The 18744-nt window shown below is 71.2% G+C and carries 13 protein-coding genes and 1 pseudogene; 7 read left to right on the top strand and 7 right to left on the bottom strand.

What is annotated here, in order from left to right; genetic code table 11:
- Positions 1 to 13 precede the first annotated feature (13 nt).
- A complete protein-coding gene (locus tag ACIBX3_RS08920) occupies positions 14 to 1267 on the top strand; it encodes a cytochrome P450 (RefSeq protein WP_397114691.1) in 1254 nt (417 codons plus the stop codon).
- On the opposite strand, the gene ACIBX3_RS08915 is transcribed toward ACIBX3_RS08920, so the two are convergent.
- Together ACIBX3_RS08915 and ACIBX3_RS08910 are read right to left on the bottom strand one after the other, a co-directional pair.
- Complete coding sequence (locus ACIBX3_RS08915; RefSeq protein ID WP_397115026.1) at positions 1242 to 1304, bottom strand: hypothetical protein; 63 nt, start codon at positions 1302 to 1304, stop codon at positions 1242 to 1244. The genes ACIBX3_RS08920 and ACIBX3_RS08915 overlap by 26 nt on opposite strands.
- 361 nt (positions 1305 to 1665) lie before the next feature.
- A pseudogene (locus ACIBX3_RS08910) lies at positions 1666 to 2556 on the bottom strand (FAD-dependent monooxygenase); the annotation flags it as partial.
- A 29-nt stretch (positions 2557 to 2585) separates the two neighbouring features.
- On the opposite strand from ACIBX3_RS08910, the gene ACIBX3_RS08905 reads away from it, so the two are divergent.
- Positions 2586 to 3212: a TetR/AcrR family transcriptional regulator C-terminal domain-containing protein gene (locus ACIBX3_RS08905; protein WP_397114689.1), complete on the top strand. Its 627-nt coding sequence runs from the start codon at positions 2586 to 2588 to the stop codon at positions 3210 to 3212.
- 27 nt (positions 3213 to 3239) lie between these two features.
- Entirely contained in the window at positions 3240 to 4079 is an 840-nt protein-coding gene (locus ACIBX3_RS08900) for an alpha/beta fold hydrolase (RefSeq protein ID WP_397114687.1), read from the top strand.
- Here the strand turns inward: ACIBX3_RS08900 and ACIBX3_RS08895 are convergent.
- The gene (locus ACIBX3_RS08895; protein WP_397114685.1) at positions 4048 to 5175 is read right to left on the bottom strand and encodes a TRM11 family SAM-dependent methyltransferase; all 1128 of its coding nucleotides are present in this window, start codon (positions 5173 to 5175) and stop codon (positions 4048 to 4050) included. The genes ACIBX3_RS08900 and ACIBX3_RS08895 overlap by 32 nt on opposite strands.
- Before the next feature lie 226 nt (positions 5176 to 5401).
- Between ACIBX3_RS08895 and ACIBX3_RS08890 the strand changes: the two genes are divergently transcribed.
- Positions 5402 to 6643, top strand: coding sequence for a cytochrome P450 (locus tag ACIBX3_RS08890; RefSeq protein ID WP_397114683.1), 1242 nt, complete (start codon positions 5402 to 5404; stop codon positions 6641 to 6643).
- 7 nt (positions 6644 to 6650) lie between these two features.
- Here the strand turns inward: ACIBX3_RS08890 and ACIBX3_RS08885 are convergent, their stop codons facing one another.
- The gene (locus ACIBX3_RS08885) at positions 6651 to 8570 is read right to left on the bottom strand and encodes a hypothetical protein (RefSeq protein WP_397114681.1); all 1920 of its coding nucleotides are present in this window, start codon (positions 8568 to 8570) and stop codon (positions 6651 to 6653) included.
- 793 nt (positions 8571 to 9363) lie between these two features.
- On the opposite strand from ACIBX3_RS08885, the gene leuS reads away from it, so the two are divergent.
- Positions 9364 to 11844 carry a leucine--tRNA ligase gene (gene leuS, locus ACIBX3_RS08880; RefSeq protein ID WP_397114679.1) on the top strand — a complete coding sequence of 827 codons (2481 nt, stop codon included), beginning with the start codon at positions 9364 to 9366 and terminating at the stop codon, positions 11842 to 11844.
- A 40-nt stretch (positions 11845 to 11884) separates the two neighbouring features.
- Here leuS and ACIBX3_RS08875 read toward each other — a convergent pair whose 3' ends face one another.
- Together ACIBX3_RS08875 and ACIBX3_RS08870 are read right to left on the bottom strand one after the other, a co-directional pair.
- Positions 11885 to 12853 carry a TIGR03557 family F420-dependent LLM class oxidoreductase gene (locus tag ACIBX3_RS08875; protein ID WP_397114677.1) on the bottom strand — a complete coding sequence of 323 codons (969 nt, stop codon included), beginning with the start codon at positions 12851 to 12853 and terminating at the stop codon, positions 11885 to 11887.
- Positions 12854 to 12902: 49 nt separating this feature from the next.
- On the bottom strand, positions 12903 to 13322 hold the full coding sequence (locus tag ACIBX3_RS08870; protein ID WP_397114676.1) for a hypothetical protein: 420 nt from the start codon (positions 13320 to 13322) through the stop codon (positions 12903 to 12905).
- A 149-nt stretch (positions 13323 to 13471) separates the two neighbouring features.
- Here ACIBX3_RS08870 and ACIBX3_RS08865 point away from each other — a divergent pair, with 149 nt between their 5' ends.
- Entirely contained in the window at positions 13472 to 16618 is a 3147-nt protein-coding gene (locus ACIBX3_RS08865; protein WP_397114674.1) for a PDZ domain-containing protein, read from the top strand.
- Between the two features lie 83 nt (positions 16619 to 16701).
- Here the strand turns inward: ACIBX3_RS08865 and ACIBX3_RS08860 are convergent, their stop codons facing one another.
- A complete protein-coding gene (locus ACIBX3_RS08860) occupies positions 16702 to 17712 on the bottom strand; it encodes a MalY/PatB family protein (RefSeq protein WP_397114672.1) in 1011 nt (336 codons plus the stop codon).
- A 164-nt stretch (positions 17713 to 17876) separates the two neighbouring features.
- Between ACIBX3_RS08860 and ACIBX3_RS08855 the strand changes: the two genes are divergently transcribed.
- Positions 17877 to 18719 carry an aminoglycoside adenylyltransferase domain-containing protein gene (locus ACIBX3_RS08855; RefSeq protein ID WP_397114670.1) on the top strand — a complete coding sequence of 281 codons (843 nt, stop codon included), beginning with the start codon at positions 17877 to 17879 and terminating at the stop codon, positions 18717 to 18719.
- Positions 18720 to 18744 lie beyond the last annotated feature (25 nt).

The raw sequence follows: 18744 nt of genomic DNA, 5'->3' as shown, positions 1-18744 counted from the left end.
AATCTATGAGGGTATGACGCTGTCCGCGGACCTGGACCTGTCGCAGATCCCGTTCTGGGGGTTGCCACAGGCCGAGCGCATGGAGGCATTCCGTCGGCTGCGCGCGCTGGAGCACCCGGTGTTCGTGCGCGAGCAGTACGTGCCGTTCGTCGGCGGCGGGCCGGGCTACTACGCCCTCGTCCGCCACGCCGACGTGGCCGAGGCCAGCAGGAACGCGGCCGTGTTCAGCAGCGAGCCGTGCGCCAACAGCATCCCCGACATGCCGCGCTGGCTGAGCGCCTACTTCGGCTCCATGATCAACATGGACGATCCGCGGCACGCGAGATTGCGGCGGATCGTGTCCAGGGCGTTCACGCCGCGCATCCTGTCGAAGATGGAGGAGGACCTGGCCAGGGCCGCCGCGGAGATCGTGGACGAGGCGATCGCGGAGGGTCCGGGCGACTTCGTCACGCAGGTGGCGGCCCGGCTGCCCGTACGAGTCATCTGCGACATGATGGGGATCCCCGCGAAATATCACGACATGGTGCTGCGGCGGACCAACATCATCCTCGGTAACGCCGACCCCGAGTACACCGGACTTGCCCCCGACTTCAGCAGGCTCAACGTCGCCCGCGGGCTGGTTCAGCTGCTGCGCGCCGGCTTCTCGCTCAACCGGCTGGCCGCCCGCCTCGGCGACGAACGGCGCAAACGGCCCACCGGCGACCTGGTCAGCCTGCTGGTCAACGGTGACGAGCGGCTCACCTCGCAGGAGCTCGGATCGTTCTTCATCCTGCTCGTGGTGGCGGGCAGCGAGACCACCCGCAACGCGATCGCGTACGGGCTCAAGCTCCTCACCGACCACCCCGAGCAGCGGGAGCTGCTGCTGAGCGACTTCGACGGTCGCGTCGTCGGAGCCTGCGACGAGATCGTCCGGTACGCGACGCCGGTGATCCAGTTCCGGCGCACGCTGACGCGGGACCACGAGATGAACGGCACCGCGTACAAGAAGGGCGACAAGGTGCTGCTCTTCTACAACTCGGCCAACCGCGACGAGTCCGTCTTCACCGACCCCGACGCGTTCGACATCACCCGCGATCCGAATCCGCACGTCGGCTTCGGCGGCCCCGGGCCGCACTACTGCCTGGGCGCCCACCTGGCGCGCAGGGAGATGACCGTGATGTACCGCGAGTTGTTCACCCGCCTGCCGGACATCAGGTCCGTGGGGGAGCCCGACTTCCTGCTGTCCAACTTCATCAACGGCGTCAAGCACCTGAGATATACGTTCTGAGGGCATCGGCCAAGCCGTCCTCCCCGCGCCAGGCCACGAACCCGTCCGGCCGCACCAGCAGCGTCCCGTACGGCCAGCCGTCGATCACGTGCACCGGCACGTCCAGGCCCGGCACGGGACGGTCGGCGAACACGCAGAACCCCCCCGTCGACCAGGTCGAGCGTGGAGCGGTCGCCGACCCACAGGTGCGGCACCCGCGAGCCCGGCGACCCGTCGAGGCAGAGCGACACGTCCTCCGTCGAGGGCAGGTCCTCGACCGCCGACCCGTAGCGGTAGCCGAGGTGCACGATCGGCGCGTTCAGCGCGCCCGCCCGCGCCCTGAGCTCGGCCGCCCGCGGGCCGCCGTCGAAGTGCAGCCGCAGGTCCCGCATCCGGAGCAAGGACTGCTCCAGCGCCAGCAGCGCGACCGGCCGGCGCTCGTCGTGGTAGGTGTCCAGCAGGCCGGGTGCGGACCTGCCGGAGAGCACGTGGGCGAGCTTCCAGGCCAGGTTGTGCGCGTCGGCGACGCCCGTGTTGAGCCCGAACGCCCCTGTGGGCGGGACGGCGTGCGCCGCGTCGCCGGCCAGGAACACGCGTCCCGCCGAGAACCGGTCGGCGACCTGCCCGCGTGCTCGCCAGCCCAGCACGCTCACGATCTCGACCTCCAGCGCGGGGTCGCCGAGCGCGGTCCTGATCACGTCCGCGCCGGGATCCCGATCGGTGTGGAAGACCCACTCGCTCTTGCCGTCGATGGCGAGCAGCATCCCGGGCGCCTCCGGATCGGTGATCTCGCAGAGCGCGAAGCCGTAGGGACCGGTCAGGTGGCTCAGGTCGGCGTGGAACATGATGTTGTGCAGCTCGGGCCCGAGCGTGCCGGGCCCCGACACCACGGCCGTCACCCCGTCCGCGTCCTGCTCCAGGGAGACCACCTCGGTGTCGTAGGCCACGCTCGCGCCCCGCTCGCGCGCGGCGTCCAGGAGCACCCGGTCCAGGCGGTTCTGCGGGCAGATGCCGCGTAGCCGCGCGGGGCTGTAGGAGATCTCGTCGTACGCCTGGGCGCGGGTGGGCATGGTCGCGGCCAGGGCGGCCAGGTCGGCGCCCGCGAGCCGGTCCACGGTGATCTTGCCGAGGACGGCGCCGGTCATGTCGATGGCCACCTCGTTCACGGCCTCCTCCAGGCCGGCCTCGCGCAGCAGCTCGACGGTGCGCAGGCCGACGCCGGTGGCCCTCGGGTGGATGCGGGGACCCGGCTCCCGCTCGACCACGAGGGCGTGCACGCCGTGGCGGGCCGGGAACACGGCGGCGCTCAGCCCGTCAGGCCATCAGCGTCGAGCGGATCGTGCGCGCGGCCATCGCGGTCGCCGACGCCGAAGGACTGGACGCGGTGTCCATGCGGCGGGTGGCGGCCGAGGTCAAGTCGGGCACCACGTCGCTCTACCGCTACCTGGAAAACCGCGACGAGCTGCTGGACCTGATGGCGGACGCGGTGTGGGGCGAGGGTGCACCCGGGCCGCTGACCGGCGACTGGCGGGCCGACCTGGCCGAGGTCGCCCGCGACCAGCGGGCGATGGTGCTGCGCCATCCGTGGATGGCCAGGCTCATGACGAGCAGGCCCACGATGGGCCCCAACTCGCTGCGGCGTTTCGAGCACGCGCTCACCGCCGCGGCCGCGCTGACCCCGGACATCACGCGGGCGTCCGCGGTGATCGGGGCGATCGGCAGCTACGTGCTCGGCGCCGTGGCCAAGGAACTGGCCGAGCAGGAGGCGCAGCGCCGTACGGGGCTGTCCGAACAGGAGTGGCGGGCCGCGATCGGCCCTTACATCCGCGGTGTGGTGGAGAGCGGGGCCTACCCGCAGTTCAACCGGCGGGTGGTGGAGGCGGACGACCTGAGCTTCAGTGACCAGTTCGAGTTCGGGCTGGCGTGCCTGCTGACGGGATGCGCCGAGCAAGTGGTACTGCTTTGACGGGGCCGAGTGCTAGGTTTCGCAGTCATGGAGATCAGGACTATCCACGCCAATGGGGTGGAGTTCGCGTATCTAACCGTGGGCGAAGGACCGCTCGCTCTTTGCCTGCACGGCTTTCCCGACACCGCGCACACGTGGCGCCACCTGATGCCGGCGCTGGCTGAGCGCGGCTACCGCGCCGTCGCGCCGTTCATGCGCGGCTACGCGCCCACCGAGGTCCCCGCCGACGGAGCGTACGAGGACGCCGCCCTCGTCGCCGACGTCCGCGCCCTGCACGAGGAGCTCGGCGGCGACGCCGACGCGGTGATCGTCGGGCACGACTGGGGCGCCTTCCCCGTCTACCACACCGCGGGCCGCTTCCGCCGCGCCGTCACGCTCGCGGTCCCGCCGCCGGGCTCGCTGGCCGGGACGTTCTTCGACTACGAGCAGCTCAAGCGCTCGTTCTACATCTTCCTCTTCCAGACCACACTGGCCGAGGCGGCCGCCGCCAGCCCCGGCTTCATCGAGAGCCTCTGGCGCGACTGGTCGCCCGGCTACGACGCCGCGGAGGATCTGGAGTTCGTCCGGCGCAGCATCGGCGACCCCGCCAACCTGAGGGCGGCCATCGGCTACTACCGCGCCATGCTCGGCACCACGCCGCGCTCCGGCCGCTACCCCGACGTCGACCCCGGCGTCACCGGGCCCGTCCTCTACCTGCACGGCGCCCAGGACGGCTGCCTGAGCGCCGATCTGGCGAAGGAAGCGCCGAGCCACCTGCCGCCCGGCTCGCGGACCGAGGTGGTGGCAGGCGGCGGTCACTTCCTCCACCTGGAACGACCTGCCGAGGTCAACCGGCTCATCCTGGACTGGCTCGGCCCCGCCTCCTGAGGGGGCCGCCCCCGGACCTTCCGCCCGCGGTCGCTTGCTTCCTGAGCACCGCGATCACGGGATGCTGTCCGGACAGGCTCACCGTGACGGCCTCCTCGACGGCGAACCCGCGCGGGAGCCCTTCGTGGACCAGCGCCACGGCCAGCCCGTCGGCGGCCAGCACCCGCCGCACCTCCCGCCACAGCAGGCCGAGGTCGCCGGCGAGCAGCCCACGCGGCGGCACCTGGCGCCCCCAGGGCGGATTGACCAGCACACGATCGGCGCTGCCGTCAGGCACCGGGATCCGCCCGCCGTCGGCCACGGCCCACCCGAAGGGCGACGCGCGGCCTCCGCCCAGGGCGGCGCGTGCGTTGGCGGCGGCGGCCGCGAGCGCGGACGGGTCGTGGTCGAAGCCCAGCAGCCGCGGGCGCGGCGCCGCTGACGCCTGGAGCAGCGCGTGTGCCTCGATCAGCGTGGTCCCCGCGCCGCAGCACGGGTCGAGCACCGTCCGCGCCCCCTCCAAACGCGCCAGCTCCGCCATGGCGGCGGCCACCGGCGGGTGCAGGGTGCCCCGGATGGACGCCGTCTTGTACGGCCTGCGGTGCAGCGGCCGATCGGCCGGCCGGAGCGCGATGAGGGCCTGGTCGCCCTCGATGGTGACCCGCCACGACATCGCGTCCCCCGGCGGCCGCCCGCCGCCCCTCCTGGAGTGGTACGGCAGCCGCAGCGCCCGCGCCAGCTCGGTCCCGACCGCGTCCTCGATCTCGAACCGGCTGTAGTTGCGGCGCCCCACGAAGGACGCCGACACCTCCAGCCCACCGGCCGGCCGGGCTGCGCCTTCCAGCTTGCCGGCCAGGCGGCCGGTGTCCAGTTCGCGCGCCGCCCCGGCCAGCCGGCGCAGCGCCGCGCGGTCGTGGCCGACCCCGCCGACCACGGCGGCGCCCAGCAGCACGTCGTCCGCCGTACGCAAGCCCTGGAGGCCGGTCTCGTCCGTGGCCTCGAACCACACCTCGCGGTGGCGCAATCCGCGCACCACACCGAGCCGGGAACGCCGAATCTCCGTGGCGACCAGGGGTTCGATGCCGTGCACCGCCCTGGCCACGGCAAAAATATGCACGTGTCCTTCTCCCACGTCGCGACCCGGGACGGCGGTCGCTCAGCCGTCCCGCATCACCGGCGGTGGGTGTGTCCGCGCCCCGCCGGCGGGTCGCTAACGTCGGAAGAAGAACGTCATGGAGCCCAGCCTAGAGGCCTGCGGGAATCCGCGGCCAGAGGTTTTTGCGTACGTACGGCGTACGTGTGACCCATTGACGTAAGTGGTTGCTTTTTCCAATGATGGCCTCATGAGCGTCCTCGACTTCGACCTGTCGGACCGTGACTTCTGGGCCCGGCCCATGGACCAGCGTGAGGAGGCGTTCGACCGTCTGCGCGCGCTCGGGACCCCCGCCTTCTTCGAGGAGATGGACATCGGCTTCGCCCCCAAGGGTCCGGGCTACTACGCGCTCGTCAAGCACGCCGACATCCTGGAGGCCAGCCGCAACCCGGAGATCTTCTGCTCCGGCGACGGCGGCGCGACGGGCATCCCGGACATGCCGGCGGAGTTCGCGGAGTACTTCGGGTCCATGATCAACATGGACGACCCCCGTCACGCCCGGCTTCGCAGGATCGTCTCCCGCGCCTTCACGCCCAAGATGATCAAGCAGTTCGAGGCGGACGTCGAGGCGGCGGCGGCCGGCATCGTGGACGACCTCCTGGCCAAGGGGCCCGGCTGCGACTTCGTGACCGAGGTGGCCGCCCGCCTGCCCCTGAAGATCATCTGCGACATGATGGGCATCCCCGAGCGCGACTACCGGTTCGTCTTCGAGCGCTCCAACACGATCCTCGGCGGCTTCGACGCCGAATACGGCGGCACCGACGTCAGCGAGATCGCCGCCCGCCTGCTCAACGCCGGCATGGAGCTGCAGCAGCTCGTGCAGGACCTCGCCGCCCACCGCGCCGGCAACCCCACGAACGACCTGACGTCGTCCCTGGTCAACGCCAACATCGACGGCGAGCGGCTGTCGATGCAGGAGCTGGGATCCTTCTTCATCCTGCTGGTGGTGGCCGGCAACGAGACCACGAGGAACGCCATCTCGTACGGCCTGCGCCTGCTCACCAACAACCCCGACCAGCGCGCCCTGTGGCTGCGGGACATCGACGGCCACGCCCAGGGGGCCGTGGAGGAGATCGTCCGCCTGGCGTCCCCGGTGAACTTCATGCGCCGCAAGGTCACCAGGGACTACGAGATGAACGGCAACCTCTACCGCAAGGGCGAGAAGGCGGTCCTGTTCTACTGGGCCGCGAACCGGGACGAGGCCGTCTTCGAGGACCCGTACCGCTTCGACATCACCCGCAACCCCAACCCGCACGTCGGCTACGGCGGCCCGGGCCCGCACTTCTGCCTCGGCGCGCACCTGGCCAGGCGAGAGATCACGGTGATGTTCCGCGAGCTGCTGCGCCGCGTGCCGGACATCGAGGGCGGCAAGCCGGACCGGCTGCACTCCATGTTCATCAACGGCATCAAGCACATGGAGTGCGCCTTCTGACCGGCCGTCAGGACGTGGCGGTCAGTTTCAGCTGGTTCATCACCGTGCGGATGTCCGGCATGAGCTGCTTGCTCTCCGACGGGATCGACATGTAGACGATCGCGGGGACGTTGCGGCCGGTGTTGACCGCCATCGTGACGATGGTGGCCTTCTCGGTCTGCGACGTGAGCGAGTACGCGATCAGCCGTCCCGTCTGGTCGCCCACCTTGATCGACTGCTGGGCGATCTTGCGGACCTTGTTGTCCGCCGGGAAGAAGCGCTTGCGGGCGTTCAGCACGACCTGCTTGATGACCGGCTCCAGGTTGTCCTGCTCGTAGTACGAGGCCAGCTTCGTCAGCAGCGGGCCCGACAGGATCTGGGCGTACTTCTCCGGGGCGACCTGGACATACTGGCGCGTGTTGAACTGGTACGTGGCCCTGACCGTGGCGCGCTGGTCCACCTGCCAGTTGCCGCCCAGGCGCGGGACCGAGATCCCGGCCGCGGGGTCGGCCAGTGCGCCGAGCACGGGAGAGGCCTTGCCGGAGTACTTCGGCAGCGGGCCGATCGTGGTCGAGGTCCTGGTGGCGGTCGGCTTCTGCGGCTGCGTGGGCTTCCCGGCGGCGAGGTTGGCGTCCGTCGGCTCCGCGCCGGCCAGCGGTCCCGCGAGGAACGCCCACAGCAGCGCCGCGACCAGCGCGATCACCACGGAGCCGCCGAGCGCGTAGATCCAGACGGGCTTGCCCTGGCCCTCGTCGTCGTCCAGGGCCTCCTGGTCGCCCATGGCCTGGTAGTTGTCGCCGAAGACGGTGTTCCAGAGCTCCTGCTGGCGCTCGGGTGGCGGGGTGCGGGAGCCGCTGATCTGGCCCGCCGTCACGAAACGGTGCTCGGGGTCGGAGGGGTCACGGCTCAGGTTGGAGCCGGGGCGCGGGGCGCCCGGGGGGTGGTTGTTCTGGTCTTCGGTGGGCGGCGTGCCGATGTGGGTGGAATCCATGGGTGTGGAAGGGACCGCGCGATCGTTGAGCAGGTTCTCGGAGTGCTGAGCGTACGTGATCGTCCGCTCCTCGGAGGGGTGGGCCGGGGGCGGTGGGCCGTGCGGCGGGGGACCGGGCGGGGCGGCCTGGTCGTACGCCGCCGCGCGCTGGTCCGGCGCGTCGGCACCGCCGCGCTGGTCTCCCTGCGGCCAGGCGGCGGGCGTGGAGAGGTTGGACCAGGCGCCGGGGGCGGGAGCCGGCGCCTGCGCCCACGCGGGCACGGGGTCGGGCACCTGCGGCTGCTCGGCCCGGGAGCCGCTCCGGGAATCGGCTCGGGAGCCGTCCCGCGCATCCGCCCGGGAGCCGTCCCGCGCATCCGCCCTGGAGCCGTCCCGGGAATCGGCCCGGGAGGCCGCCCCGGTGGTGCTCTGCGGTGCTGCCTCCGGCCAGGAGGCCGGTCCGCCCTGGGGTGCTGCCTCCGGCCAGGAGGCCGGTCCGCCCTGGGGTGCTGCCTCCGGCCAGGAGGTCGGCCCGCCCCGCTGCGAGGCCTCCGGCCACGACGGCGTGGCGCCCTGCGGCGCGGCGTCAGACCAGGAGGACGGCCCGGTTTGCGGTTGCGCGTCCGGCCACGAGGGGGATCCGGACCGCGAGGGCGCGTCAGGCCAGGACGACGGCACGGCCTGTGGTGAGGCGTCCGGCCAGGACGGCGCGCCGCCCTGGGGTGGCGCGTCCGGCCGTGACGGCGGGCCGGCCTGGGGTGGCGCGTCGGGCCAGGAAGACGGGCCGCCCTGCGGCGGGGTCTCCGGCCGCGACCTGGGGATGTCCTGTGGTGGCGCGTCGGGCCATGCGGGCGAGCCGCCCTGCGGTGAGGTGTCAGGCCACGACGCCGACCGGTCCTGGCGCGGCGGCTCGGGCCAGCCGGCGTCCGGACGGGCCGCCTCGGGCCAGGCGGGTTGCGCGTCCCGCTGGGAGGGCATGGGAGAGCCGTGACGGGGCTCGGGACCGGACGGGCGCGAGGGATCGGGCCTGGAGCGGTCCGCCGGCGAGGGCTCGCGTCTGGAGCGGTCCGCCGGCGCCGGCTCCGGCCAGGAGTGGTCCGTACGGGGCGGCTCGGGCCAGCCCGCGTCCGCGCGCGGCGGCTCCGGCCGCGAGGGATCCTGGCGTCCGGCCGCCCCCGGAGTCTCCGGCCAGGACACGGGCACGTCGGGTCCGCCGGACCCGGAGTGAGCGGAAGGCGTCTCTGATGCCGTGGACCCGGACCAGGGGACAGGGGTGTCGCGCCGTGGCGCGTCCGGCCAGGACGACGGCAGGTGTGGTCCGGAGTTATCCGTTGCCATGGCTGCCGGCCCTCCCGAGGTTATGTCCGGATCAACCCTTATATCCGGATTTGACGTTCCAGGCATGATCTCATGGGATTTTCCAGGAGATGCCGATGGTTCCGCAGGGAAACGAGCGAAGCCATGAGGATCCGTGGGCGGATCCTGCATAGGCAGGCCGTCCCCGGGAGGATCATGCTCAGCTCGGTACACCACGGCGACAAGAGTATTCTTGAGGGACGAAAGAGGTCACAACGGATACATCACCATCAGGTCTCGCTGGACCCGAAGCGTCCATTGTGCCCGCGTACCTCGATCGAGTGCCTGCATTCAACTGAAGAGGTGCGCTAGGCTTGACACATGCGTTCCGCGACCCTGCTTCTTAGCGGGCCGCGACGGCCCTGAGATCTCGCCGTCGCGGCTACCCCTCGTTCTGTGCACGAGGGGTTTTCTTATGGGTCCGAGTCAAGCCAAAAGGACAGTAGCCGTGAGTGAGTATGACCCGCAGGCGCTGCAGGCCAAGTGGCTGCAGCGATGGGAGGAGCAGGAGCCCTACCGGGCGAGCGAAGACGCCGACGACCCCCGAGAGCGGCGCTACATGCTCGACATGTTCCCCTACCCGTCGGGTGACCTGCACATGGGCCATGGCGAGGTGTTCGCCATCGGCGACGTCGTCGCGCGCTACTGGATGCAGAAGGGCTACAACGTCCTGCATCCGATCGGCTGGGACTCCTTCGGCCTGCCCGCTGAGAACGCCGCGATCAAGCGCAACGCCCACCCCGCCGAGTGGACCTACGCCAACATCGAGACGCAGGCCACCTCGTTCAAGCGCTACGCCATCGCCTTCGACTGGTCGCGCCGCCTGCACACCAGCGACCCCGGCTACTACCGGTGGAACCAGTGGCTGTTCAACCGCTTCTTCGAGCGAGGCCTGGCCTATCGCAAGGGCGGCCTGGTCAACTGGTGCCCCAACGACCAGACCGTGCTGGCCAACGAGCAGGTCGTGGCCGGCAAATGCGAGCGCTGCGGCGCCGACGTCATCCGCCGCGAGCTGACGCAGTGGTACTTCAAGATCACTGACTACGCGCAGCGGCTGCTGGACGACATGGAGCAGCTGACCGGCTGGCCGGAGCGGCTGCTGACCATGCAGCGCAACTGGATCGGCCGCTCCGAGGGCGCCGACGTGCTGTTCCAGGTCGAGGGCCGCGAGGAGCCGGTCCACGTCTTCACCACGCGGCCCGACACGCTGTTCGGGGCCACGTTCTTCGTGGTCGCCGCGGACGCGGCGCTGGCCGACGAGATCGTCACCGACGAGCAGCGGCCCGCGTTCGAGGCCTACCGCGCCGAGGTCGCCCGGCTGAGCGACATCGAGCGGCTGGCCACCGACAAGGAGAAGTCCGGCGTCTTCCTGGGCCGCTACGCGATCAACCCGGTCAACGGCGAGCGCATCCCGGTCTGGGCGGCCGACTACGTGCTGTCCGACTACGGCCACGGCGCGATCATGGCCGTGCCCGCCCACGACCAGCGGGACCTGGACTTCGCGCTGAAGTTCGACCTGCCGGTGAAGGTGGTCGTGCACACCGGCCTGGCCGACCCGGGCGAGACCGGCGAGGCCACGCCCGGCGAGGGCACGCTGGTCAACTCCGGCCCGCTGGACGGCCTGTCCAAGGCCGAGGCCATCGCCAAGATCATCGAGATCCTGGAGAAGCAGGGCAGGGGCACCGGCACGATCAACTTCCGGCTGCGCGACTGGCTGCTGTCCAGGCAGCGCTACTGGGGCACGCCGATCCCGATCATCCACTGCCCCGACTGCGGTGAGGTGCCCGTCCCCGACGAGCAGCTGCCCGTCACGCTGCCCGACCTGCGCGGCGAGGCGCTGGCGCCCAAGGGCGTCTCCCCACTGGCCAGCGCCACGGAGTGGGTCAACGTCGAGTGCCCCAAGTGCGGCGGCGCCGCCCAGCGCGACACCGACACGATGGACACCTTCGTCGACTCGTCGTGGTACTTCCTGCGCTACTGCTCGCCGGGCTACACCGAGGGCCCGTTCGACCCCGAGCAGGTGCGCAAGTGGGGCCCGATCGACCAGTACGTCGGCGGCATCGAGCACGCGGTGCTGCATCTGCTGTATTCGCGTTTCTTCACCAAGGTCCTGCACGACATGGGCATGGTCGGCTTCACCGAGCCGTTCGAGCGCATGCTGAACCAGGGCCAGGTGATCAACGGTGGCAAGGCCATGTCGAAATCCCTGGGCAACGGCGTGGACCTGGGCCAGCAGATCGACAACTTCGGCGTCGACGCCGTACGCCTGACCATGGTGTTCGCCGGGCCGCCCGAGGACGACATCGACTGGGCGGACGTCTCGCCGGCCGCGTCGCAGAAGTTCCTGGCCCGCGCGCTGCGCGTGATGTCGGAGGTGACCAGCGAGCCCGGCGTCCCGTTCGAGGGCGGCGACGTCGAGCTGCGCAAGGTCACGCACCACACGATCGACGAGGTCACCAAGCTGGTCGACTCCTACCGCTTCAACGTGGCGGTGGCCAGGATGATGGAGCTGACCTCGGCCGCGCGCAAGGCCATCGACTCGGGTTGCGGCCCCGCCGACCCGGCGGTCCGCGAGGCCGCGGAGACGCTGGCGATCATGCTGTCGCTGGTGGCCCCGTACACCGCGGAGGAGGGCTGGGAGCGGCTGGGCCGTACCGGGCCCGTCGCCTTCGGCGGCTGGCCTTCCGCCGATCCGGCGCTGCTGGTGCAGGAGTCGGTCACCTGCGTGGTGCAGGTGGCGGGCAAGGTGCGCGACCGCCTGGAGGTCCCGCCCGGCATTTCCGAGGAGGAGCTGAGGGCCCTGGCCCTGGCGTCGGAGAAGGTCTCCGCCTACCTGACGGGGGTGCCGCGCAAGGTGATCGTCCGGGCGCCGAAGCTGGTCAACATCGTCCCGTAGCGTCCGTCTCGGCCCCGGCCCGCCCGGGGCCGAGGATGCGCTAGATGTCGCGCAGGGCCGGCAGCAGCTCCTTCTCCGCCCAGTCGAAGAACGGCTCCTGCTGGTCATGCCCGATCTGGACCAACGCCACGTGCGTGTAACCGCCGTCGGCGAACTTCTTGACGGCCTGCACGACCGCGTCCACGTCGTTGCCGCACGGTACGCTCTGGGCCACGTCCTCGGGTCGTACCGTGCCGGCCGCGGCGGCGAAGTTCCCCGGCCCGGGCAGCTCGGCCATGACCTTCCAGCCGCCGGTGGCCGCCCAGCGCCACAGGTGGTGCGCTCGCTGCCTGGCGGCCTCGGGGTCGGCGTCGTAGGCGATGGGGAGCTGGCCGTAGACGGGCTTGCCCTGGCCGCCGGCCTCGTTGAACTGCCGTACGACGTCCGGCATCGGGTCGTTGACGACCAGCACGTCGCCCTGCTCGGCGGCGATCTCCACCGAGCGGCCGCCCGAGGCCGCGATGCCGATCGGCACGGGCTCGTCCGGCAGGTCGTAGAGCTTGGCCGAGTCCACGTCGAAGAACTCACCCTGATAGGTGACGTAGTCGCCGCCGAACAGCTGCCTGATGATCTGCACGGCCTCGGCGAACATACGATGCCTGGTGTCGAGGGGCGGCCAGCCCTCGCCGACGACGTGCTCGTTCAGGTTCTCGCCCGAGCCCAGGCCGAGCGTGAACCTGCCCTCGGTGAGCACACCCATCGTGGCGGCCTTCTGCGCCACCACGGCCGGGTGGTACCGCATGATGGGGCAGGTCACGTACGTCATGAGCGGTAGCCGCTCGGTGACCTGAGCCGCGGCGCCGAGCACCGACCAGCAGTAGGGCGAATGCCCCATCTCCTCGATCCAGGGGAAATAGTGGTCGGAGATGACCGCGTAGTCGAAGCCGACCCGCTCGGCCGCCGAGGCGTAGTCGACGAGCTCGCGGGCCGGCGTCTGTTCGGACATCAAGGTGTAGCCGATTTGCACCATGCGTCCGGGCTACCCGTGTTTGTCCGGATTAGTGTCGATCAGGTGGAGATCATCGGCGTCCGAGCTCGTCGAGTACCAGCCCCAGGCCGATGCCCAGAAGCCAGACGTCCTTGGAGATGCCGATGCCCTCCTGCGACGGTCGCAGGCTGCCCTCGCGGCGCATCCCCGGCGTCTTCAGATACAGCCCGAGCAGCCCGCCCGCGAACCCGGTCAGCGCGGCCCCGGCCACCAGTGACGGCACGAACGGCAGCAGCAGGGCGGTGCCGAGGGTGATCTCGGCCCGCGAGAGGAGCCGGGTGAAGGTCACCGGATCCATGCGGCCGAGGAACGGGTACGTGCCCGCGGCCATGCCGTGCAGCCCGGCGGCGGCCTGCTCGTCGGCGCCCGACTTGTCGATTCCGGAGTTCAGGATGATGGCGGCGGCGGCCAGGCGGGGCGGGAGCTGGTACGGGCGGGTGAAGATCCTCATCGGTCCCCCTAGTGAGGTGAAATATCGGCATTCACCCCCTTCCCTGACTTTTACGATGCACCCGGGACTTGACCGTTCCCAGGACGTCGCACGTCCGCCCGGAGGAGAATTCGTGGGCCTGGCTTGGTGCCGCGCATTAGTGTGCAGCTGTGACAAACGGCGCATACCTGAGATATCCGCATCTGCACGGTGACCTGGTCACCTTCGTCGCCGACGACGATGTCTGGCTGGCCCCGCTGGCGGGGGGAAGAGCCTGGCGATTCACCGCCGACCGTGTACCGGTGTCGGATCCGAGATTCTCGCCCGACGGCAGCCGCATCGCGTGGACCGGCGGCAGGGAAGGCGCTCCCGAGGTGTTCGCGGCCGAGATCGACGGGCCTGAGGGGGAGCGGCTGACCCACTGGGGCAGCGGCACGACCGCGGTGCGCGGCTGGACCGAGGACGGAAACGTGCTGGCGATCAGCTCGGCGGGGCAGAGCTTTCGCGTCAGGAACTGGGCCTACGAGGTGCCGCTCGACGGGGGACCCGCGACGCGGCTGCCGTACGGATGGGTCAGCGACGTCGCCGTCAGCGGCGAGCGGGTCGCCACCGTGTCGGCGATGTGGCGCGAGCCGTCGCAGTGGAAGCGCTATCGGGGCGGGACCGCGGGCAAGATCTGGGTGGACGCCGACGGGAGCGGCGAGTTCGCCCGGTTGTTCGCCGACAGCACGGCGCAATACTGGTCCGTCAGCTGGGTGGGGGACAGGCTCGTCTTCCTGGCCGACGCCGACGGGGCCGGCAACGTCTACTCCGCCCTGCCCGACGGCTCCGACGTGCGCAAGCACAGCTCCCACGAGGAGTTCTACGCCCGTCACGCCACCGGTGACGGGCAGCGGGTGATCTACAGCCACGCCGGGGACCTGTGGCTGCTGGAGAGCCTGGACGCGGAGCCGTACCGGCTCGACATCCGGCTCGGAGGACCGCGGCCGGGGCGGGCCAGGCGGCCGGCGCCCACGCGGCCCGGCTCGTACGCGCCCGACGCCACCGGGCGGGCCAGCGCGGTCGAGATCCGCGGCACCGCACACTGGGTGCCCCACCGCGACGGCCCCGCCGGCGCGCTGCGGGTCCAGCCCGGCGTCCGCGTGCGGTTGCCGCGCGCCCTCGACGGCGACGGGCGCGCCATCTGGGTGTCGGACGCCGGCGGCGAGGACGGGCTGGAGATCGGCACGCCCGGCGGCGAGGTGCGTACGCTGGCGGCCGGGCGGCTCGGACGGGTGCTGGAGCTGGCGGCGGCGCCCGACGGCAAGCACGCGGCCGTCGCCGCGCACGACGGCCGGCTGCTGGTCGTCGACCTCGAGTCCGGAGGCGTCCGGGAGCTCGACCGGACCACGCAGGGGGACGTCAGGGGACTGGCGTTCTCGCCGGACTCGAGCTGGCTGGCCTGGGAGCACCCGCATCACACCCCGCTGTCGCAGATCAGGATGGGACGGGTGGACGGCACGTCCGTGATCGACGTGACGCCGGTGCGGTTCGCCGACTACGACCCGGTGTTCACCAAAGACGGCAAGTATCTGGCGTTCCTGTCGGCGCGGACGTTCGACCCCGTGTACGACACGCACGTCTTCGACATGTCCTTCCTCTACGCGTGCCGCCCGTACCTCGTGCCGCTGCGGGCCGACACGCCCTCGCCGTTCGACCCGTCGCTGCTGGGGCGGGGTTTCAACGGTGAGGACGACAAGCCGAACAAGGACGACAAACAGCAGGACGACGCGCTGGCGCGGACCGACGTGGACCCTGACGGGCTCGCCTCTCGGGTGGTGCCCGTGCCGGTGCCCGCCGGGCGGTACGACAATCTCCGTACCGCCAAAGACGCCCTGCTCTGGCTGCGCCACCCGATCAGCGGTCAGCTCGGGGACGGCGAGCCGCCCAACGAGACGGTGCTGGAACGCTACGACCTGAAGAAGCGGGCCAAGAGCGAGCTGGCCAAGGAGGTGCGCTCGTTCGAGGTCAGCGGCGACGGCACCAGGCTCGTCACCCACGGCAAGAACGGCCTGCAGACCCGCGCCGCCACCGAGAGCGACGACGTCGTCACCATCGATCTGGACCGGATCACCGTCCAGATCGACCCGGTCGCCGAGTGGCGGCAAGGCTTCCACGAGGCCGGGCGGCTCATGCGCGACCACTTCTGGCGCGAGGACATGGGCGGAGTCGACTGGCAGGCCATCCTCGACCGGTACGCGCCGTTCGTCGAGCGCATCGGCGCCCACTCGGAGCTGATCGACCTGCTCTGGGAGACGCAGGGCGAGCTGGGCACCTCCCATGCCTACGCCACCGCCCCCAACGGCGCCTCAGACCCCCGCCGCCGCCAGGGACTGCTCGGCGCCGACCTGGCCAAGGACGCCGACGGCGTGTGGCGGGTCGAGCGCATCCTGCCCGGCGAGTCCTCCGACCACGCCGCCCGCTCGCCCCTGCTCGCCCCCGGCGTCGCCGTCCGTCCCGGCGACGCGATCATCGCGGTGGGCGGACGTCCGGTCGATCCCGTACGCGGGCCGCTCGCGCTCCTGGCGGGCACCGCGAACCAGCCCATCGAGCTCACCGTGCGGCCCCACTCCGGCGGCGACCCACGCCGCGTCGTGGTCTGCCCGATCGCGGACGAGACGCCGCTGCGTTACCACGACTGGGTGGAGGACCGGCGAACGCTGGTGCGGGAGGCGTCGGACGGGCGGCTCGGATACCTGCACGTGCCGGACATGGTGGCGAGGGGATGGGCGCAGTTCCATCGCGACCTGCGTACCGAGATGGCCTTCGACGGGCTGATCGTGGACATGCGGGAGAACGGCGGCGGGCACCTGTCGGAGCTGGTCCTGGAGAAGTTGTCCCGCAAGGTCTCCGGATGGGTGCGAGCCCGCGGGTACGAGTCCCGGCGGTATCCGAAGGACTCGCCCAGGGGGCCGATCGTCACGATCGCCGACGAGTTCGCGGGCTCGGACGGGGACATCGTGAGCGCGGGCATCAAGAACCGCGGCATCGGGCCGCTGGTGGGGACGCGGACCTGGGGCGGGGTGATCGGGATCGACTCCCGGTACCACCTCGTCGACGGGACCCGGGTCACCCAGCCACGGTACTCGTTCTGGCTCGACGGGCCGGGGTGGGGGGTGGAGAACCACGGGGTGGATCCGGACATCGAGGTGGTGATCACGCCGCAGGATCGGGTGGCGGGGCGGGACCCGCAGCTGGAGAAGGCGATCGAGCTCGCGCTCGCCGCCCTGGACGAGCAGCCGCCCGCCACCCCGCCCGACCTCCCACCCCTGTCCTGACGGGCACCGGCGACCGCGGCGCCGACCGGGATCGCCGGCCTGCGGCCGCCGGCCCGCAGGCGGCGGGGTCAGTGGAGGCGGGGTCAGTGGAGGCGCGACAGCCGGTCGAGGATCTCGCCGAGGATCGGCTCGGTGGTGGCGAAGTTCAGGCGGACGTATTCGGCCCCACCGGGCCCGAAGCCGGCGCCGTCCGTCAGCAGGACCTTGGCCTCGCGTTCGATGACCTCAGCCATCCCCTCCCGCCCCACATGCAGCCACGCCAGATACGTGGCCTCCGGGATCCGGTACCCGAAGGTCTCCGGCAGCCGGGCCGCGAGAGTGTGCCGGTTGCGGTCGAGCAGCGCGCGCACACGCTCCAGCCAGGCGTCCCCGTGCCGCCACGCCGCCACCGTCGCCTCGACCCCGAACAGGTTCGCCGACCCGTACACGAACGGCGGCTGTGCCTCCAGGGCCTTGCGCACGCCCTGGTGGCCGAGGTGGGCGACCGAGACGCGGATGCCGCCCAGGTTGAACGCCTTCGTCGCGGAGGTGAGCGTGACCGTGCGGTCGGGGAGGATCGTGGCGAACGGGATGTGCCGGTGCGGCTCGAACGTCAGGTCGGCGTGGATCTCGTCGGAGATGACCAGCAGGTCGTGACGTTCGGCCTGCTCGGCCAGCTCGGTCAGCTCCTCGCGGGTGAAGACCCGGCCGGTCGGGTTGTGCGGGTTGACCAGGAGCAGCACCCGGCAGCCCGACAGATCCGGCACCTCGAAGCGCCACGAGCCGCCATCGGGCTCGGCCTGGATGGGACGCAGGGGACGCTCCATGACCTGCAGCGTCGTCAGGAACGGGTGGTACGCGGGGGTGTGCACGGCGACCCCGTCACCGGGCCGGGTCCAGATGTGGAGCAGCACCTGGAGCGCCTGGTTGAGATCGTTGAAGGAACGGACGAGCGAGGGGTCGGGGGACCAGCCGTACCGGCGCGCCATGCGCTCGGCGAACGCCTCCGCCAGCGGTCCGGCGTTGGGCTGGTCCAGCCAGGCCGGATAGCCGAGGTCGCCTTGGGCGCGCCGCCGCAGCGCCTCGATCACCTCGGGCGCGGTGGGCAGGTCCATGTCGGCGATCCAGGCCGGAATGACCCCCGGTCCGGCCTTTGCCCACTTAAATCCATCATTTTGCGCCTTGATGTCTTCTGGGCGGTATGCGTCATTCACCATGACATTCTAGGATTTTGCAATGTGATGAGGCGGCGAAGTTGATTGTGGCAGGCTGGGCGGGCATGACGCCTCACCCGAAGATCGACGCGATTGTCGAGACGTACCTGTCCTTGGCCGACGCGGAGGCGCCCGGACTGGTCGAAGGGCTCTACCTGGAGGGCTCGGCTGCCCTGGACGACTACCGGCCGGAGACGAGCGACGTGGACTTCGTCGCGGTGACGGCCGCCGAACCGCCCATCGAGGCACTGGAACGCATCCACACCCGCCTTGGCGCCCACCCGTTCGAAGGTATCTATCTCACCTGGGACGACCTCCACCACAACCCCGCCGACCTCGGTGAACGCCCCCAGGCCCACACCGGCAAGCTCGGCCTCGGCGGCGGCGCCAATCCGATCACCTGGCACACGCTGGCCCGCCACGGCGTGACCTGCCGGGGACCCAAGCCGGGTGAGCTCGACGTCTGGAGCGATCCAGCCGTCCTCGCCGCCTGGACGGACGACAACCTGGACCGCTACTGGCGGCGCCTGGTGACCCGGGCCTCCCGGCCGATCTCCCGGTGGGGGCTGGCCGCTCTCGGCGGGTACGCCGCCGTGTGGATCGTCACGGGCGTCTCCCGGCTGCACTACACCCTGGCGACGGGCGACGTCACCTCAAAGACGGGCGCGGGGCGGCATGCGCTGGAGGCCTTCCCGGAGCGCTGGCACCGGGTGATCAACGAGGCGCTGCGCCTGCGGGAGGACGACTCCGCGACGCCGACGCTCGGAGGCCTGCTCTCGGGGCTGGGCGAGCACTTCGGCACACCCCGGCGCTCGCTGTACGGCTCCCCGTTCGAGCGGCGAAGCGACGTGCTGGCCTTCGCCGACCAGGCGATCATCGCCGCGCACAAGCTGTACGCCGCCCGCTGAGCGGACGGGGGATTGACGGGCCGTC

Origin of the sequence: Nonomuraea sp. NPDC049480 (genome assembly GCF_044465905.1) — a bacterium.
GTDB lineage: Bacteria > Actinomycetota > Actinomycetes > Streptosporangiales > Streptosporangiaceae > Nonomuraea.
The sequence above is the reverse complement of the archived record's forward strand: the minus strand, read 5'-3'. Positions and strand labels throughout refer to the sequence as shown.